The organism is Streptomyces barkulensis (assembly GCF_002843305.1).
GTDB classification, from domain to species: domain Bacteria; phylum Actinomycetota; class Actinomycetes; order Streptomycetales; family Streptomycetaceae; genus Streptomyces; species Streptomyces barkulensis.
On sequence record NZ_PGSG01000009.1, the window covers coordinates 197741 to 213963 of the forward strand.

General features: G+C 72.7%; 10 protein-coding genes. 4 read left to right on the forward strand and 6 right to left on the reverse strand.

Annotated features, from left to right (window positions below):
* Positions 1-593 precede the first annotated feature (593 nt).
* The 3 genes from CUT83_RS02635 to CUT83_RS02645 all read right to left on the reverse strand — a co-directional run bounded on the left by CUT83_RS02635 (position 594) and on the right by CUT83_RS02645 (position 8136).
* On the reverse strand, positions 594-3398 hold the full coding sequence (locus tag CUT83_RS02635; protein WP_101254230.1) for a glycosyl hydrolase: 2805 nt from the start codon (positions 3396-3398) through the stop codon (positions 594-596).
* 321 nt (positions 3399-3719) lie between these two features.
* A complete protein-coding gene (ppdK, locus tag CUT83_RS02640) occupies positions 3720-6458 on the reverse strand; it encodes a pyruvate, phosphate dikinase (protein WP_101254231.1) in 2739 nt (912 codons plus the stop codon).
* A 472-nt stretch (positions 6459-6930) separates the two neighbouring features.
* Complete coding sequence (locus CUT83_RS02645; RefSeq protein ID WP_101254232.1) at positions 6931-8136, reverse strand: ROK family transcriptional regulator; 1206 nt, start codon at positions 8134-8136, stop codon at positions 6931-6933.
* Between the two features lie 331 nt (positions 8137-8467).
* Here CUT83_RS02645 and CUT83_RS02650 point away from each other — a divergent pair, with 331 nt between their 5' ends.
* Complete coding sequence (locus CUT83_RS02650; protein ID WP_107490849.1) at positions 8468-9943, forward strand: MGH1-like glycoside hydrolase domain-containing protein; 1476 nt, start codon at positions 8468-8470, stop codon at positions 9941-9943.
* A gap of 65 nt (positions 9944-10008) precedes the next feature.
* On the opposite strand, the gene dusB is transcribed toward CUT83_RS02650, so the two are convergent.
* The 3 genes from dusB to CUT83_RS02665 form a co-directional block, all read right to left on the reverse strand.
* Positions 10009-11151, reverse strand: a complete 1143-nt coding sequence (dusB, locus tag CUT83_RS02655; protein ID WP_165869559.1) for a tRNA dihydrouridine synthase DusB — start codon at positions 11149-11151, stop codon at positions 10009-10011.
* A 92-nt stretch (positions 11152-11243) separates the two neighbouring features.
* A complete protein-coding gene (locus CUT83_RS02660) occupies positions 11244-11558 on the reverse strand; it encodes a hypothetical protein (protein WP_101254234.1) in 315 nt (104 codons plus the stop codon).
* 262 nt (positions 11559-11820) lie between these two features.
* On the reverse strand, positions 11821-13203 hold the full coding sequence (locus CUT83_RS02665; RefSeq protein WP_101254235.1) for a glycine--tRNA ligase: 1383 nt from the start codon (positions 13201-13203) through the stop codon (positions 11821-11823).
* Between the two features lie 163 nt (positions 13204-13366).
* Between CUT83_RS02665 and CUT83_RS02670 the strand changes: the two genes are divergently transcribed.
* The 3 genes from CUT83_RS02670 to CUT83_RS02680 are packed head-to-tail and all read left to right on the forward strand — an operon-like array spanning position 13367 to position 16202.
* Entirely contained in the window at positions 13367-14461 is a 1095-nt protein-coding gene (locus CUT83_RS02670; RefSeq protein ID WP_101254236.1) for a metal ABC transporter substrate-binding protein, read from the forward strand.
* 11 nt (positions 14462-14472) lie between these two features.
* A complete protein-coding gene (locus CUT83_RS02675) occupies positions 14473-15285 on the forward strand; it encodes a metal ABC transporter ATP-binding protein (protein WP_101254237.1) in 813 nt (270 codons plus the stop codon).
* A complete protein-coding gene (locus tag CUT83_RS02680; protein ID WP_101254238.1) occupies positions 15282-16202 on the forward strand; it encodes a metal ABC transporter permease in 921 nt (306 codons plus the stop codon). The genes CUT83_RS02675 and CUT83_RS02680 overlap by 4 nt, the downstream gene beginning before the upstream one ends.
* Positions 16203-16223 lie beyond the last annotated feature (21 nt).

Here is a 16223-nt window from a genome sequence, read left to right on the forward strand (position 1 = left end):
CGGCGCCCGCCCCGCCCCCCGGCGGGCGCCGCCTTCCCCGCCCCGGCGTCCCGTCCGGCCTGCGCTGTGCCGCGCGAAGGAGACGATCGCGCCGTCACCGTGGGAGCGGACGGGCGCCGAGGCGAGGAGCTGTGACATCCTCCCCGCCCTGCGGGACGAGGAGGATGTCAACGTCTCCGGACTGATGCACCTGCTGCCGGACATCGATCCGCACGACCCGGCGAGCGGCGCCAGGTACGACCCGTGGACGGCCTGCGCCCGCTCCAAGGGCGCGAACCTGATGTTCACCCGCGAACTGCCCGCCGCACCGTCGAGCACCGCCTGGTGGCCGCCGCCCGCCTCCCGGTCCGCGCTCCCGGAGCAGGCGGACAGCGCCAACGCGACGGGGACGGCGAGCGCGGCGGCTCGGACACGGCGGGTACGCACGGTGTGGTCTCCTAACGGAAGGTCAGCGGTCAACCGTCTTGCCGACCTCAGGAGTTCACCGGCCGGGGTCACCTTCCGACCGTACGCCACGCCGCCCGGGCCGCCGTGCGCGCACCGGGGGTGGCGGGGTGCGCGCACGGCGGGGTCCGTTCCCCCGGCGGGGCCGGTCAGCCGAAGGGGACGGTCAGCACCGAGCCGGAGCCGACCCGGAGCTCCGCCTCACCGTCGCCGATCGCGCCCCAGACCTCGACGCGGATCGTTCCGCCCCGCAGGTCGCCCAGGCTGCCCGAGGCCGACTTCAGACCGGCACGGGAGGCGTCGTACTCCTCCCAGCCGTCCACCGGGTCGGTGGCGAAGTAGTGGTAGGTCTCCACCCGGTCGAAGGTGCCGTCGCCGGTCAGGTCGTACGACACCCGCGCCTGCTGGCCGAGTCCGACGGCCGTGCCCGCGTCCACCTTCAGACGGAAGCCGGTGGCGCCGCCGGGCTCGTGGGAGCCGTCGACGTTCCCGATCTCGTAGACCAGCGGCCGGTGGGGGGTGCCGTCGTGGTTGGCGCCGCCCGCCGAGGCGATGGTGTCGGCCGACGCGGTGGCGGCCTCGGTGGTGCTCAGCGCCCCGCCGGAGCGCAGGTGGAAGGTGTCACCGGTGGCGGGCGGATCCTGCGGGTCGCCGGGGTCGCCCGGGTCCGTGGGGTCCGCCGTGCCGGTGCCGGTGGCCGTGGAGCGGGCCGGGACGGTCAGCTTCCCGCCGTCGGAGAACGTCACGGTCACCGCCGAGCCGGAGTGGTTGTGGGCGACGTAGGTGCGGGTGCCGTCCTTGGTGAAGACCGCGGCGGTCGGACTGTCGGCGGTGACGGAGGTGTCGGGGGCGCCGATCGCGTCCAGGGTGGTGACCCAGTGGTAGGTGTGGGCCCTGCTCTCGCCCGCCTCCGGCTCGTAGCCGCCGTGCTGCGCGTCCCAGGCGGCCTTGCCCTCGGCGGGGTCGGCCAGTGCCTGGAACTCCCAGAAGATGTCGCGCCACTCCACGGCCGGACCGCCGTTGGCCTTCTCCATCTCGGCGATGCTGCGCCGGATGGCGTCCTTGTTCCGGGCCAGGTGCAGCGAACCACCGGTCACGGGCAGGACGTTGATCCCGTGGATCTCCTCGGGGTTGGCCGTCCACCAGGTGGAGTAGGCGCCGCCGCTGCCCCAGACCATGCCGACCACGTCGTGGCCGAAGTCCTCGGGGTAGACCTCCTGGTCGGCGTCGAACCAGTACTGGGCGATGGCCTCGGACTCGGTGGTCAGCAGGTAGACGCCCAGGTCCCGCAGGGAGTCGTCGCCGGTGGCCGAGCCCCACAGGACCAGGGCGGCGCTGAGGTTGACCGACTCCGAGGAGGACTCCTGGTTGTTGCCGGCGGCGAAGCCGGCGTGCCCGGCGGCCCAGCTGTGGCCGGCGTAGACGTCGAAGCCGCGCAGGAAGGGGAACAGCTCGTCGGTGCGGCTGGGGTTGGCGGCGTCCCTCACCAGGGTCTTCACCATCCCGCCCCAGGCGGAGTCCGCCGCCCAGGCCCGGTCGTACTGGGCCACGATCGCCGCGGCCATCACGTAGTACGAGTAGTGGAAGTGGTGGTCGTTGAGCTCCTTGTCGCTGCCGTAGGAGGCGGGATAGCCGATCAGGGTGCGCCAGTCGCGGTCGTAGGAGAACTCCGAGGCCCCGCCGACGGTGAACCACTCCTGGAGCCGGCTCTTGATCAGGCCGAGCAGCTTGTCGCGCAGGCCCGTCTCGCCGATCTGGTCGGCGAGCGGCACCAGTTGGGCGAGCTTGCCCAGCTGCTTGCCCGTCCAGTAGGTGTCGGTGGCGCCGTCGAACGGGTCGGCGGCGTTCGCGACCTGTTCGATGTACCCCTTCAGCCTGGCCTCGTCCACGGCGTCCGGCACGGGCAGGCCGGGCAGGACTCCGGTGACCTTCTGGGAGGTGGTGAAGGAGGCGCCCTCGCGGACCTTCATCTCACCGCGCGGCGAGGCGTAGGTCCAGTCGGTCAGGGCGTCGGGGGTGTGCAGCCACTGGTGGCGGTAGAGCGCCTGGAGGGTGCCGCGCTCGCCGCCCTCCTTCGCCGTCGTGGTCAGGGTGTAGGTGGCCTTGATCCGGCCGGCGGCCTCGTCGTAGTCCCAGGCCACCTTGGAGCCGGTGACGAAGCTGAAGGCGTACTTGCGGAAGGTGGCCAGCGCGTCCCGGCCGGGCAGGACGGCCAGCGAGAAGTAGTCCCTGCCGCCCAGGTCCGCGCGGACGTCGGTGCCCGAGACGCTCCAGTCGCTGCCGGTGGGGGCGAACAGCGCGTAGTGCCGGCCGCCGATGGTGATGCCCAGGACGTTGCCGTCGTCGGCGAAGACCTCCGGGGTGCTCGCGGCGGAGATCCGCGCCGCGCCGCCGCTGCCCTGCGCGTACACGTACGGCAGGCCGTGGCCGATGGTGGTGCGCAGGGTGCGGGAACCGTCGGACCAGTAGGGGGTGACGGTCCAGTCGCTCCAGCCGTCCGCCTTGGCGTCCGGGGAGTTCAGGCCCGCGATGCCGAGGGTCAGGTCGCGCTTGTGCGTGAACTCGTACTGGCGGCCCTCGCCCACGACGGCGTGCGAGGCGGGGTGGCCGACCTCCAGACCGCCGGAGACGGCCCGGTAGGTGAGGGGGTGGCCGTACATGTTCTCGGAGTACGGGTTGTCGGGGTAGCGCTGGAAGGCCAGGGAGGACCACCAGTCGTTGGTGGGCACCGGCTTGTCCGCCACGGCCGCGGTGACCTTGGGCTTCACCGGCGCCCCGGCGTTGTTCTCCGGCCCGGCGGCCCCGGCGGGCCGGGTGTCGCTGTAGCCGCCCCGGCCGACGGGGACGGTGGCTGCCTGGGCGGTGTCCGCCCCGACGGCGCCGAGGCCGGTGGCGACGGCCGCCGTGGCCGCCACCGCCGCCAGCAGCGCGGCGGGACGTCTGCGGAATCTCATGAACGGCTCCTGTGGGGGGTGTGCGTGGAGGTTTCTGAGAGCGCTCTCAGATCCCGGCAACGTAGGTTTCCCCTGACCGGGCGTCAAGATGTTCGACGGAAACAATCTTGAACAGCCGGTAAGCGTTCAGGAGTTGACGACTTTGCCCCCGGTACGTCCGCCGGGTCCGCCCGGACCCGGCGGCCGGCCGGGGCACGGACGCGGAAGGGCGGCGCCTCCGCACAGGCGCCGCCCTTCCCTTTGTGCGCCGGGACCGCCGTTCCCGCCGGTGAGGGTCGGCCGGCGGGACGGTCCCGGTGTCAGGTGGTCCTCATCAGCGGGTCAGCGGCTGTCGCTGCCCTCCCCGCCCTCCATGGCCGCCGCGCGGCCCGCCTCCAGGCGGGCGACGGGGATGCGGAACGGGGAGCAGGAGACGTAGTCCAGGCCGATCCCGTGGAAGAAGTGGACCGACTCCGGGTCGCCGCCGTGCTCTCCGCACACCCCCAGCTTGAGGTCGGGGCGGGCGGCCCGGCCGGCCTCGACCGCGCCTCGCACCAGCGCGCCGACGCCGTCCCTGTCGATGGTCTCGAACGGCGAGACCCCGAAGATGCCCTTCTCCAGGTAGGCGGTGAAGAAGCTCGCCTCCACGTCGTCCCGGCTGAAGCCCCAGGTGGTCTGGGTGAGGTCGTTGGTGCCGAAGGAGAAGAAGTCGGCGTACTCGGCGATCTGGCCGGCCGTCACCGCCGCGCGCGGCAGCTCGATCATGGTGCCGATCAGCAGCTTCAGGTCCACGCCGCGGGCCTGCTGGACCTCGGCGATGACCTTCTCGGCCTCCTCGCGGACGCACTCCAGCTCCTGGACGGTGCCCACCAGCGGGATCATGATCTCCGCGCGGGGCTCGCCGCCGGCGGCGGCCCGGTCGGCGGCGGCCTCGGCGATGGCCCGCACCTGCATGGTGAACAGGCCGGGGATGACCAGGCCCAGGCGTACGCCGCGCAGGCCCAGCATCGGATTCTGCTCGTGCAGCCGGCGGACGGCCCGCAGCAGCCGCTGGTCGTCCTCGTCCACCTCGCCGCGGGCCTCGGCGAGCGCGACCCGCACCGACAGCTCGGTGAGGTCGGGAAGGAACTCGTGGAGCGGCGGGTCCAGCAGCCGTACCGTCACCGGCAGGCCGTCCATGGCTTCGAACAGCTCGGTGAAGTCGCCCCTCTGCAGCGGCAGCAGCGCGGCCAGCGCGGCCTCGCACTCCTCGTCGGTCTCGGCCAGGACCAGGCGCTCGACCAGTTCGCGGCGCTCGCCGAGGAACATGTGCTCGGTGCGGCACAGGCCGATGCCCTGGGCGCCGAAGCGGCGGGCGCGGGCCGCGTCCTCGGCGTTGTCGGCGTTGGCCCGCACCCGCAGGCGGCGCTCGCCGTCGGCCAGGGTCATGATCCGGTGCACGGCGCGGACCAGTTCGCCGGCCTGCTCGTCGGGCCGGGTGCGGCCCTCGAAGTACTCCACGACCGGGGAGGGCACGACGGGCACCTCGCCGCGGTAGACGCTGCCGGTGGAGCCGTCGATGGAGACGACGTCGCCCTCCTCGACGACCAGGCCGCCGGGGGCTGTCATACGGCGCCGCTTGAGGTCGACCTGGAGTTCCTCGGCGCCGCACACGCAGGTCTTGCCCATGCCGCGGGCGACGACGGCGGCGTGCGAGGTCTTGCCGCCGCGGGAGGTGAGGATGCCCTCGGCGGCGATCATGCCGTCGAGGTCGTCGGGGTTGGTCTCGCGGCGCACCAGGATGACCTTCTCGCCGGCGCGGGCGCGGGCCACGGCGGTGGCGGAGTCGAAGACGGCCGCGCCGACGGCGGCGCCGGGCGAGGCGGCGATGCCTCGGCCGATCCGCTCGACCGCGCCGTCGCCGGTCCGGCTCTCGTCGAAGCGCGGGAACATCAGCTGGGCGAGCTGGGCGCCGTTGACGCGGCGCAGCGCCTCGGTCTCGTCGATCAGGCCCTGGTCGGCGAGCTGGGTGGCGATGCGGAACGCGGCGGCGGCGGTGCGCTTGCCCACCCGGGTCTGGAGCATCCACAGCTTGCCGCGTTCGATGGTGAACTCGATGTCGCACAGATCCCTGTAGTGGTTCTCCAGGGTCTCCATGATCTGCATGAGCTGGTCGTAGGACTTCTTGTCGATCGTCTCCAGCTCGGCCAGCGGCACGGTGTTGCGGATGCCGGCGACGACGTCCTCGCCCTGGGCGTTGGCGAGGTAGTCGCCGTAGACGCCCTGCTGGCCACTGGCGGGGTCGCGGGTGAAGGCGACGCCGGTGCCGGAGTCGGGGCCGAGGTTGCCGAAGACCATCGAGCAGACGTTGACGGCCGTGCCCAGGTCGTGGGGTATGCGCTCCTGGCGGCGGTAGAGCTTGGCGCGCTCGCCGTTCCAGGAGTCGAAGACCGCGCGGATGGCGAGGTCCATCTGCTCGCGCGGGTCCTGCGGGAAGTCGCGGCCGGTCTGCTCCGAGACGATGCCCTTGAACTGCTCGACCAGGCTCTTGAGGTCGCCTGCGTCCAGGTCGACGTCGGTGGAGGCGTTCCGGGCCCGCTTGGCCTCCTCCAGCGCCTCCTCGAACAGGTCGCCGTCGACGCCGAGGACGGTCTTGCCGAACATCTGGATCAGGCGCCGGTAGGAGTCCCAGGCGAAACGTTCATCCCCCGCCTGGACGGCGAGTCCGGCCACGGAGGCGTCGGACAGGCCGATGTTCAGGACGGTGTCCATCATCCCCGGCATGGAGAACTTGGCGCCGGAGCGGACGGACACCAGCAGGGGGTCGTCCGCCTGGCCCAGCTTCTTGCCCATCTTCTCCTCGAGGGCGTCGAGGTGGGCGCTCACCTCCTCGCGGAGGGCCGGCGGCTCGGAGCCGGAGTCGAGGTAGACCTTGCAGGCCTCGGTGGTGATGGTGAACCCGGGAGGGACCGGGAGACCGAGGTTGGTCATCTCGGCGAGGTTGGCTCCCTTGCCGCCGAGGAGGTCCTTGAGGTCCTTGTTGCCCTCGGTGAAGTCGTAGACGAACTTCTGGGTTACGTGAGGCTCTTGGTTTTCCGGCAAGAGAATCGCGCTCCTCGCTGGATCCCCTCGGCGGAGGCCGGGGGAAGGCTGCCCTGACGGCGGGGAGCGTACCCAGATCGAAGGATTTCGAGTACGGCCACCAGTAGTCCATGGGGGCGTAACCGCTCATCCGCCGATGGATCGAAAGTAAAGACTGATTCAAGTGGTTCGAGTTGGTTCGTTCACCACTCGAACTCATCGATACACCGGGTGATGAGTGATCCCCGATTTCGCCACCCTGGGCGAGCACGGCGGCGGGTGGGTGAACGAAAGGGGGGTGGCACCGAGTGCCACCCCTTGGAGAAGTGCAGGGCCGTTTTGAGTGCTCATATGAGCAGCGCCCTTATCAGAGTGGCGAGCATCACCCTTTTGACGGGCCCGGCATCTCAGCCATTGGACACATAAGGGAGCTACGCCGCTCGAATGAGCGCCCGGTGGACGCGCCCCCGCCCGGCCCCTCCGGCGCCCCGCCTCACAGCCCCATGGCGGCCAGCCGGGCGTCGGCCCGCTCTGGTGCGTACAGATGCTCCACGACCATCGCCCCCGCCCCCACCAGCCCCGCCCGCTCCCCCAGCCGGGAGGTGACCACGGTCAGATGGGCGGTGCTGCGGGGCATCGCCCGCTGGTAGAGCAGCTCGCGCACCCCGGTGACGAAAGGGGCGCCGGCCAGATCGCCCGCGATCATCAGCACTCCGGGGTTGAGCACGGTGACGACGGTGACCAGCACCTCCCCCACCCGGCGCCCCGCCTCCCGGGCCAGCCGCACCGCGTCGGGCTGCCCGGCCGCCAGCAGTTCGCGCACCCCGGTGCCGGAGGCGGCCGGAACGCCGGAGCCGGTCAGCCGCGCCGCCAGCGCCCGGCCGCTGGCGACCGCCGCCAGGCAGCCGTACGAACCGCACATGCACAGCGCGTCGGGCCGGTCGTGCAGTCTGATGTGGCCGATGTCCCCCGCGCCGCCGTCGATGCCGCGGTACATCTCGCCGTCCACCACCAGCCCCGCGCCGATGCCGGTGGAGACCTTGACCAGCAGGAAGGCGCCGCAGCCGCGCCAGCCGGTGCGCTGCTCGGCGTACGCCATGAGGTTGGCGTCGTTCTCCACCAGCACCACGGGGCCCTCGCCCTCCGCGCCGGTGTGCCGCAGATACGCCCGCCGCATCCGCTCCGGGACCGGGTAGCGGTCCCAGCCCGGCATGATCGGCGGCTGGACCACCTGTCCCGACTCCCAGTCCACCGGCCCCGGCACCGACACCCCGATGCCGCAGACGTCCCCCGGCGCCGCCCCGGCCCGCTCCAGCAGCGACGGGAACCACCGCGCCACCCGGTCGATCACGTTCTCCGGTCCGTCCTCGATGTTCAGCGGCCCGGTGTGCTCGGCCAGCACCCGGCCGTTGAGGTCCAGCGCGGCGGCCAGCCCGTGGCGGGTCTCCACGTCCACGGCGAGGACCACGGCGTGCGAGCCGTCGAACTCCAGGCGGCTGGACGGGCGCCCGCCCGCCGGGCCGCCCACGGGCACGGTGGCGCCGTCGCGGATCCAGCCCGCCCCGAAGAGCTGGTCGAGGCGGTGGCCGACGGTGGATCGGGACAGTCCGGTGGCGCGCTGGAGTTCGCCGCGGGTGGTCGCCTGCCCGCTGCGGACCAGTCGCAGCAGATGTCCCGCGCTGGATTGGTTCCCGGTCATACGGCCATCTTCTCCGCCCCTTACGGGCGCCGCCGTCCCGCCCCTGCCGAACATCCTGCTCGGCCCCCGTCCACCCGCCGGCCGTACGCGCCCCGCGACTCCTCCGCGCCCTTCTGTGTCGGGTCTCACAGCATCACTTCTGCCTTTTCGCAAGACAGAACCCTAGGCTTATGGAGGCGTAACCTAGGAGTCGTACAGACACCGGAGTTCTCGTGGAGCGCGTCGCCCAGTCCACCGACACCCCCATATGCCCGCCCGCCCCCTGGGCCGGGGGGCCACGGCCGTGCGCGGCACGCTTCACCTCCCGCTCCGGCACGGGTGCGGCGGTCCGATGAAGCCCGTCCCGCTCCCCCTCACCACAGCCCGGCCGTTCATCCCCGCCCAGCGGCCGCCTGTCGGCGTCACCGCGGCCGAGCTGCGCCAGGCCGCGCGCCAGGTGCTGCTGCGCAACTGGACGGGTGCCTCGACCGTTCCCTCCCGCAGCCTGTACCCGCACCAGTGGAGCTGGGACTCGGCGTTCGTCGCGATCGGCCTGCGCCATCTGTCGGCGCCGCGCGCCCAGCGCGAGCTGGAGACGCTGATGGCCGCCCAGTGGGGCGACGGCCGCGTCCCGCACATCGTCTTCAATCCGTCCGTCCCGCTCGGCGCGTACTTCCCCAGCCCGGACTTCTGGCGCTCCTCGACCGCCGGAACCGGGGCCGGGGCGCCCGGGCACGTGGAGACCTCGGGAATCGTGCAGCCGCCCGTCCACGCGCTCGCCGCCTGGCTGGTGCACCGCGCCGACCCGGCGACCTCGCGGCGGCGCGGCTTCCTCAGACGCCTCTACCCCCGGCTGGTCGCCTGGCACCGCTATCTGACCGCCCACCGCGACCTGGGCGGGCACGGACTGGTGTCGGCCGTCCACCCGTGGGAGCCGGGCATGGACAACAGCCCGGCCTGGGACGCGCCCCTGTCCCGCGTGGAGCCGGCCGACCCCTGCTCCTTCCGCCGCTGCGACCTCGACCACGGCTCGGCCGCCGACCGCCCCACCGACCTGGACTACGGCCGGTACGTGCGGCTGGCGGCCGACTACCGCGACCACGGCTACCGGGACGCCGACGCCCCGCACCCGTTCGCGGTGGAGGACCCCGGCGTCAACGCCCTGCTGATCGCCTCCGAACACGCCCTGGCGCAGATCGCCGCCGAGGTCGGGGCCGAGGGCCCGGAGGACGACCCCGGCGGGCACCGCGCACGGGCCGCGCGGCTGACCGGCGCCCTGGTGGAACGCCTGTGGGACGAGCACAGCGGCATGTTCCTGTGCCGCGACGTACGCGCCGGGCACCGCGGCGAGCCGATCCGGGAGCGCAGCGCCGCCGGGCTGGTGCCGCTGATCGTCCCCGGCCTGCCGCGGCGCATCGTCCGCACACTGCTGCGCACCGTCGGCGGCGAGCACTTCGGGCTGGGCGACACCGTCCGCCTGGTGCCCAGCTACGACCTGAAGGGCCACGCCTTCGACTCGTGCCGCTACTGGCGGGGACCGGCCTGGTTCAACGTCAACTGGCTGGTGGAGCGGGGCCTGAGGCAGTACGGGCACACCAACCGGGCCGACTCCCTGCGCGCCGCGGTGCTGGCCTCGGCCGCCGCCTCCGGCTTCGCCGAGTACGTCGACCCGCACACCGGGGCGGGCCGGGGCGCCCGGGAGTTCAGCTGGACGGCGGCCCTCGCCCTGGACCTGCTGTCCCGCAGCGCCGACCGGTCCGCGGACCGCGCGGCGGTGCGCACCGGGATGCGCGTCGGGGCGCTGGTGCGCAGCGGCACGACGGGCTGAGCGGGCTCCCCCGGGACCCCCTGGACCACCGGGACCACCGGGAGCCCGGGCGTCCCCGGGGCGGCTCAGCCGCCGGAGGTGTCCAGCTCGGCCTCGGCCGCGGCGCCCGCGCAGTCGTACGGGTCGTCCAGCCAGCCGTCGGGCAGTGCCACCCGGTTGCGTCCGGAGGTGCGCCCGCGCGGGCCGTCCGCGCCCTTGGGCCACGGCTGGTCCGGGTCGAGCTCGCCCAGCAGGTCCTCCAGTTCGGCGAGCGAGGACGCGACGGCCAGCTTCCGGCGCAGCTCGGAGCCGACCGGGAAGCCCTTGGTGTACCAGGCGACGTGCTTGCGGAAGTCGATCACCCCGCGCGACTCGTCCTCCAGCCACTCCCCCAGCAGCCGGGCGTGCCGCAGCATCACCGCGGCGACCTCGCCCAGGGTGGGCTCGGCCCGCTCCGGCCTGCCCTCGCAGGCGGCCACCAGATCGCCGAAGAGCCACGGCCGGCCCAGGCAGCCGCGTCCGACCACGACGCCGTCGCAGCCGGTCTCGCGCATCATCCGCACCGCGTCGTCGGCCGACCAGATGTCGCCGTTGCCCAGTACCGGGATCTCGGGCACGGCCTCCTTCAGCGCGGCGATGGCGTCCCAGTCGGCGGTGCCGCCGTAGTGCTGGGCGGCGGTGCGGCCGTGCAGGGCGACGGCGGTGACGCCCTCCTCCACGGCGATGCGCCCGGCGTCCGGATAGGTGAGGTGGTCGTCGTCGATGCCCTTGCGCATCTTCATGGTCACCGGCAGCCCGCCGGCGCCGGTGACGGCCTCGCGCAGGATGGCCCGCAGCAGGTTCCGCTTGTACGGCAGCGCCGAGCCGCCGCCCTTGCGGGTCACCTTGGGCACCGGACAGCCGAAGTTGAGGTCGATGTGGTCGGCCATGTCCTCGTCGGCGATCATGCGGACGGCCTTGCCGACGGTCGCCGGGTCCACGCCGTAGAGCTGGATGGAGCGCGGCTTCTCGGTCTCGGCGAAGTGGACGAGCCGCATGGTCTTGGCGTCCCGCTCGACCAGTGCCCGGGTGGTGATCATCTCGCTGACGAACAGCCCGCGGCCACCGCTGTACTCCCGGCACAGCGTCCGGAACGGCGCGTTGGTGATCCCGGCCATCGGCGCGAGGACCACGGGCGGCCGGACCGTGTGCGGGCCGATGGAGAGCTGCTGTGACATGGGGGCGGGCATCCTCGTCGTCGCTCGGTGGTGGGGGCGATCCTCCATTGTCCCCCATCCGGACCGCTTCCCCGCGTGCCCCCCGTCCCCCGTCCCCGGCGGGGTCAGTGCCCCAGGAAGGCGGGGGTGAAGACCGCGAGGAAGCCGGCCAGCCCGATCAGCCCGAGGATCCAGGGCGCGGGGCTCAGCCGTTGCCCGCCGCCGGACCGCGCGCCGTGCTCGGCAAGATGGTGCGCGGCCTCGGCGCGTGCGAGGCCGCGGGCCGTGAAGCGGCGGTCGCAGGTACCGCAGACCAGATGGCGTCCCTCCCCCGTACCGCGGCGCAGGCACAGCTCACGGGTGATCCTCACCTCGTGGATGCGCCCGTCCTGTCCGTAACCGCTGACCGTGCCCGTGGTCACCGTGCCCGTCGTCAGCATTCGTCCCCCCTTTTCTCGCCCTCCGGATCCCGTCCGTGTGTGCCCGGCCGATTCTGGAAGGCGGCGCGCGGCGGTGCCAGAGCCGAGTGGGGCAGTGTTCGGCGGCGGCCGGTTTCCGGATCCCGGCAAGCGGGAGGCGGCCGGGGCGGCGGCGGGGCCGCCCCGCTTTCCGGACCCGGTGCGGGCCCCGGAAACGGCCGGAGGCCTCCGCACCCGTACCGGGTCCGGAGGCCTCCGTGCACAAGCCGCACGTGCCGCGCGTTCAGCAGCCGATCAGCCGCGCCGCGAGGTAGGACTCGATCTGGTCGAGCGAGACGCGCTCCTGCTTCATGGTGTCGCGCTCGCGCACCGTCACGGCGTTGTCGTCGAGGGTGTCGAAGTCGACGGTGACGCAGAAAGGCGTGCCGATCTCGTCCTGGCGGCGGTAGCGGCGGCCGATGGCGCCGGCGTCGTCGAACTCGATGTTCCAGTGCTTGCGCAGCGTGTCCGCCAGGCCCTTGGCCTTCGGGGAGAGCTGCGGGTTGCGCGACAGCGGCAGGACGGCGACCTTGACCGGCGACAGGCGCGGGTCGAGGCGCATCACGACGCGCTTCTCCATCTTGCCCTTGGCGTTGGGCGCCTCGTCCTCGGTGTAGGCGTCCAGCATGAAGGCCAGCATCGTGCGGCCGACACCGGCCGCGGGCTCGATGACGTACGGCGTCCAGCGCTCGCCGGCCTCCTGGTCGAAGTACGACAGGTCCTGGCCGGAGGCCTTGGAGTGCGAGGTCAGGTCGTAGTCGGTGCGGTTGGCCACGCCCTCCAGCTCACCCCACTCGCCGCCGCCGAACTGGAAGCGGTACTCGATGTCGGCGGTGCGCTTGGAGTAGTGGGAGAGCTTCTCCGCCGGGTGCTCGTACCAGCGCATGTTCTCCTCGCGCAGGCCCAGCCCGGTGTACCAGTTCCAGCGCTGCTCCATCCAGTACTCGTGCCACTTCTCGTCCTCGCCCGGCTTGACGAAGAACTCCATCTCCATCTGCTCGAACTCGCGGGTGCGGAAGATGAAGTTGCCCGGAGTGATCTCGTTCCGGAAGGACTTGCCCATCTGCGCGATGCCGAACGGCGGCTTGCGGCGCGAGGTCTGCTGCACCTGGGCGAAGTTGGTGAAGATGCCCTGCGCGGTCTCGGGACGCAGATAGGCGACCGAGCCGGAGTCCTGGGTCGGGCCGAGGTGCGTGGACAGCAGGCCGGAGAACTGCTTGGGCTCGGTGAACTGGCCCTTGACGCCGCAGTGGGGGCAGTTGACGTCCGACAGGCCGGCGGCGGGGAGGCGGCCGTGCTTGGCCTCGTACGCCTCCTCGAGGTGGTCGGCGCGGAACCGCTTGTGGCACGAGGTGCACTCGGTCAGCGGGTCGGTGAAGGTGGCCACGTGGCCGGAGGCGACCCAGACCTCGGAGGCGAGGATGACCGACGAGTCGATTCCGACGACGTCGTCGCGCGAGGTGACCATGTGGCGCCACCACTGGCGCTTGATGTTCTCCTTCAGCTCCACGCCCAGCGGACCGTAGTCCCAGGCGGCCCTCTGCCCCCCGTAGATCTCGCTGCAGGGATAGACGAAGCCACGGCGCTTGCTGAGGCTGACGATGGTGTCGATCTTGTCGGCGGCCACGGTGCTCTCTTCGGTACAGACGACGGAATGCCTCAGGTTACCGGCGATGACGGGGGCGGGATCAAATCGGTTCGGGGTTCGGACCCGGGATGCCGGAAACCCGGTCGCCGTCGATCGCCGGGATCTCCATCTCATTTGACAATCATTTCCAACTAGGGTGAAAATGAGTGTCATGAACGCTCGACGCCGCCCTCTCATACCCCGCCCCCGCCGCCGCGCCGCCTCCCGTACCGCACTGGCCGGAGCCGCCGCCCTGGGCATGCTCGGCCTGACCGCCTGCGGCTCGGGAGGGACGGGAGGAGAAGCGGGCGACGGGGTGAACGTCGTCGCCTCGTTCTACCCGATGCGGTTCCTCGCCGAGGAGATAGGCGGGGAGCACGTCTCGGTCAGCTCCCTGGTCGAGCCCGGCGTCGAGCCGCACGATCTGGAGCTGAGCCCGCGGCAGACCGCCGAGCTGGGCGAGGCGGACCTCGTGGTCTACCTCAGGGGGTTCCAGCCGGCCGTGGACAAGGCGATCGAGCAGTCCGGGGTGGAGAACGTCGCCGAGGCGACCTCCTGCACCGAGCCTCTGGAGCACGGCTCCGGCCACCAGGAGGAACACGAGGACGAGCACGCCTCCGAGCACGGGGAGGGCCACGGGGAGGAGAGCCACGCGGACGAGGGCCACGGGGACGAGGGCCACGGGGAGGAGCCCGCCGAGGAGGGCCACGAGGGCCACGACCACGGCGGCGAGGGGGCCACCGACCCGCACGTCTGGCTCGACCCGGTGAAGTACGCCGAAGTGGCCGAGGGCGTCGGCGACGCCCTGGCGAAGGCGGACCCGGACCACGCCGACGACTACCGGAAGAACGCCGACGCCCTGGCCGGGAAGCTCAGGGACCTGGACACGGACTTCCGCGAGGGCCTGGAGAACCGCAGGACCGACACCTTCATCACCGCCCACGCGGCCTTCGGCCACCTCGCCGACCGCTACGGCCTCCACGAGGAGTCCGTCGCCGGTCTCGACCCCGAGTCCGAGCCCAGCGGCGCGAGGATGAGGCAGCTGCACCGGGTCGCCGAGGAGGACGACGTCGACACGGTCTTCTTCGAGGCGGCGGCCGGCGAGCGCACCGCGAAGACCCTCGCCGACGACCTCGGGCTGCGCACCGACGTCCTCGACCCCGTCGAGGGGATCACCGACGCCTCCCCCGGCGACGACTACTTCGAGATCATGCGGGCCAATCTCCAGGCCCTGCGCAAGGCGCTCGGCGCCCGGTGAGGAGGCCGATCATGACGGACGAGCACACCGCCGCCGCACGGACGGCGGAACGGACGGCGGAACGGAGCACGGGGCCGGCGGCGCCCCCGGTGCTGTCCCTGCGGGGCGTGACCGCCTCGCTCGGGGCGCGGCCGGTGCTGCGCGGCATCGATCTGGCCGTGGGACGGGGCGAGGTCGTCGCCCTGCTCGGCGCGAACGGCTCGGGCAAGTCCACGACGGTGCGGGCCGCCGTGGGCCAGGTGCAGACCTCGGGCGGCGAGCTGGAGCTGTTCGGCGCCCCGCTGCGCCGCTTCCGCGAATGGCACCGCGTGGGCTACGTACCGCAGCGCTCGACCGCGGCCGCCGGCGTGCCCGCGACCGTGCGCGAGGTCGTCGCCTCCGGGCGGCTGGCCCGCAGGCGGCTGGGGCCGCTGGGGCGCGGCGACCGGGCGGCGGTACGGCGGGCCCTGGAACTGGTCGGACTGGCCGACCGGGCGCGGGACTCGGTGAACGCGCTCTCCGGCGGCCAGCACCAGCGCGTGCTGATAGCCCGCGCGCTGGCCGGCGAGCCCGAACTGCTGGTCATGGACGAGCCGCTGGCCGGCGTGGACCTGCTCAGCCAGGGCGTCCTGGCCGAGGCGCTGCGCGAGCGGACCGGCGAGGGCGTCTCCGTCCTGCTGGTGCTGCACGAGCTCGGCCCGCTGGCCCCGCTGATCGACCGCACGGTCGTCCTGCACGACGGCCGCGTGGAGCGCGTGGAGGGCACCGCGCACCTCCACGACCAGGCGTGCCACCCGCACGCCGACTCCCTGGCCGAACCGACCCGGACCGGACTGCTGACATGATCGAGATCCTCCAGCCCGCCTTCATGCAGCGCGCGCTGCTCGCCGCGCTGCTGGTCGGCGTCGCGGCCCCCGCCATCGGCATCTACCTCGTCCAGCGCCGCCAGGCGATCATGGGCGACGGGATCGGGCACGTGGCCCTCACCGGTGTGGCGCTGGGCTTCCTGCTGAGCACCAGCCCGGTGTGGACGGCCGTGGTGGTCGCCTCGCTCGGCTCGGTCGCGATGGAGCTGATCCGCTGGTACGGCAGAACGCGCGGCGACGTGGCCCTGGCCATGCTGTTCTACGGCGGCATGGCGGGCGGCGTCCTGATCATCAACCTGGCGCCGGGCGGCACCACGGCCGATCTCCTCTCCCCGCTCTTCGGGTCGGTCATGACCGTCTCGCCCGAGGACGTCACCGCCATCGTGGTGCTGTCGGTCCTCGCCCTGGCGGTCTCCTTCGGACTGCGGCGGCAGCTCTTCGCCGTCTGCCAGGACGAGGAGTTCGCCCGGGTCAGCGGGCTCCCGGTGCGGCTGCTCAACCTGCTGCTGGCCGTCACCGCCGCCGTCACCGTGACCGTGGCCATGCGGGTGGTGGGCCTGCTGCTGGTGAGCGCCCTGATGGTGATCCCGGTGGCCGCGGCCCAGCAGGTCACGCGCGGCTTCGCGACCACCATGGGGCTGGCGGTGGGCATGGGCGTGCTGGTGTCCGTGTCCGGCACCGCCACCTCGTACTACGCCGACGTGCCGCCCGGCGCCACCATCGTGCTGCTGGCCATCGCGCTGTTCGCCCTCCTGTCCGCGGCGGCCCCGCTGCTGAACCGCGCGCGGCTGAGGGCGCGGGCGCGGGACGAGGAGGGGACCGGACCGGACGAGCGGGCAGGAGAGCGGGAGGGGGAAGGCCGGCAGGCGGCCGAAGGCGTTACGGTCGTGCGGTGACCGATGGTCGTCGGCGGACGG

Coding starts and splice junctions, on each gene's coding strand:
- CUT83_RS02635 (WP_101254230.1), bottom strand. CDS start 3,398: ATGAGATTCCGCAGACGTCCCGCCGCGCTGCTGGCGGCGGTGGCGGCC.
- CUT83_RS02645 (WP_101254232.1), bottom strand. CDS start 8,136: ATGACCGGGAACCAATCCAGCGCGGGACATCTGCTGCGACTGGTCCGC.
- CUT83_RS02650 (WP_107490849.1), top strand. CDS start 8,468: ATGAAGCCCGTCCCGCTCCCCCTCACCACAGCCCGGCCGTTCATCCCC.
- dusB (WP_165869559.1), bottom strand. CDS start 11,151: ATGCCCGCCCCCATGTCACAGCAGCTCTCCATCGGCCCGCACACGGTC.
- CUT83_RS02660 (WP_101254234.1), bottom strand. CDS start 11,558: ATGCTGACGACGGGCACGGTGACCACGGGCACGGTCAGCGGTTACGGA.
- CUT83_RS02670 (WP_101254236.1), top strand. CDS start 13,367: ATGAGTGTCATGAACGCTCGACGCCGCCCTCTCATACCCCGCCCCCGC.
- CUT83_RS02675 (WP_101254237.1), top strand. CDS start 14,473: ATGACGGACGAGCACACCGCCGCCGCACGGACGGCGGAACGGACGGCG.
- CUT83_RS02680 (WP_101254238.1), top strand. CDS start 15,282: ATGATCGAGATCCTCCAGCCCGCCTTCATGCAGCGCGCGCTGCTCGCC.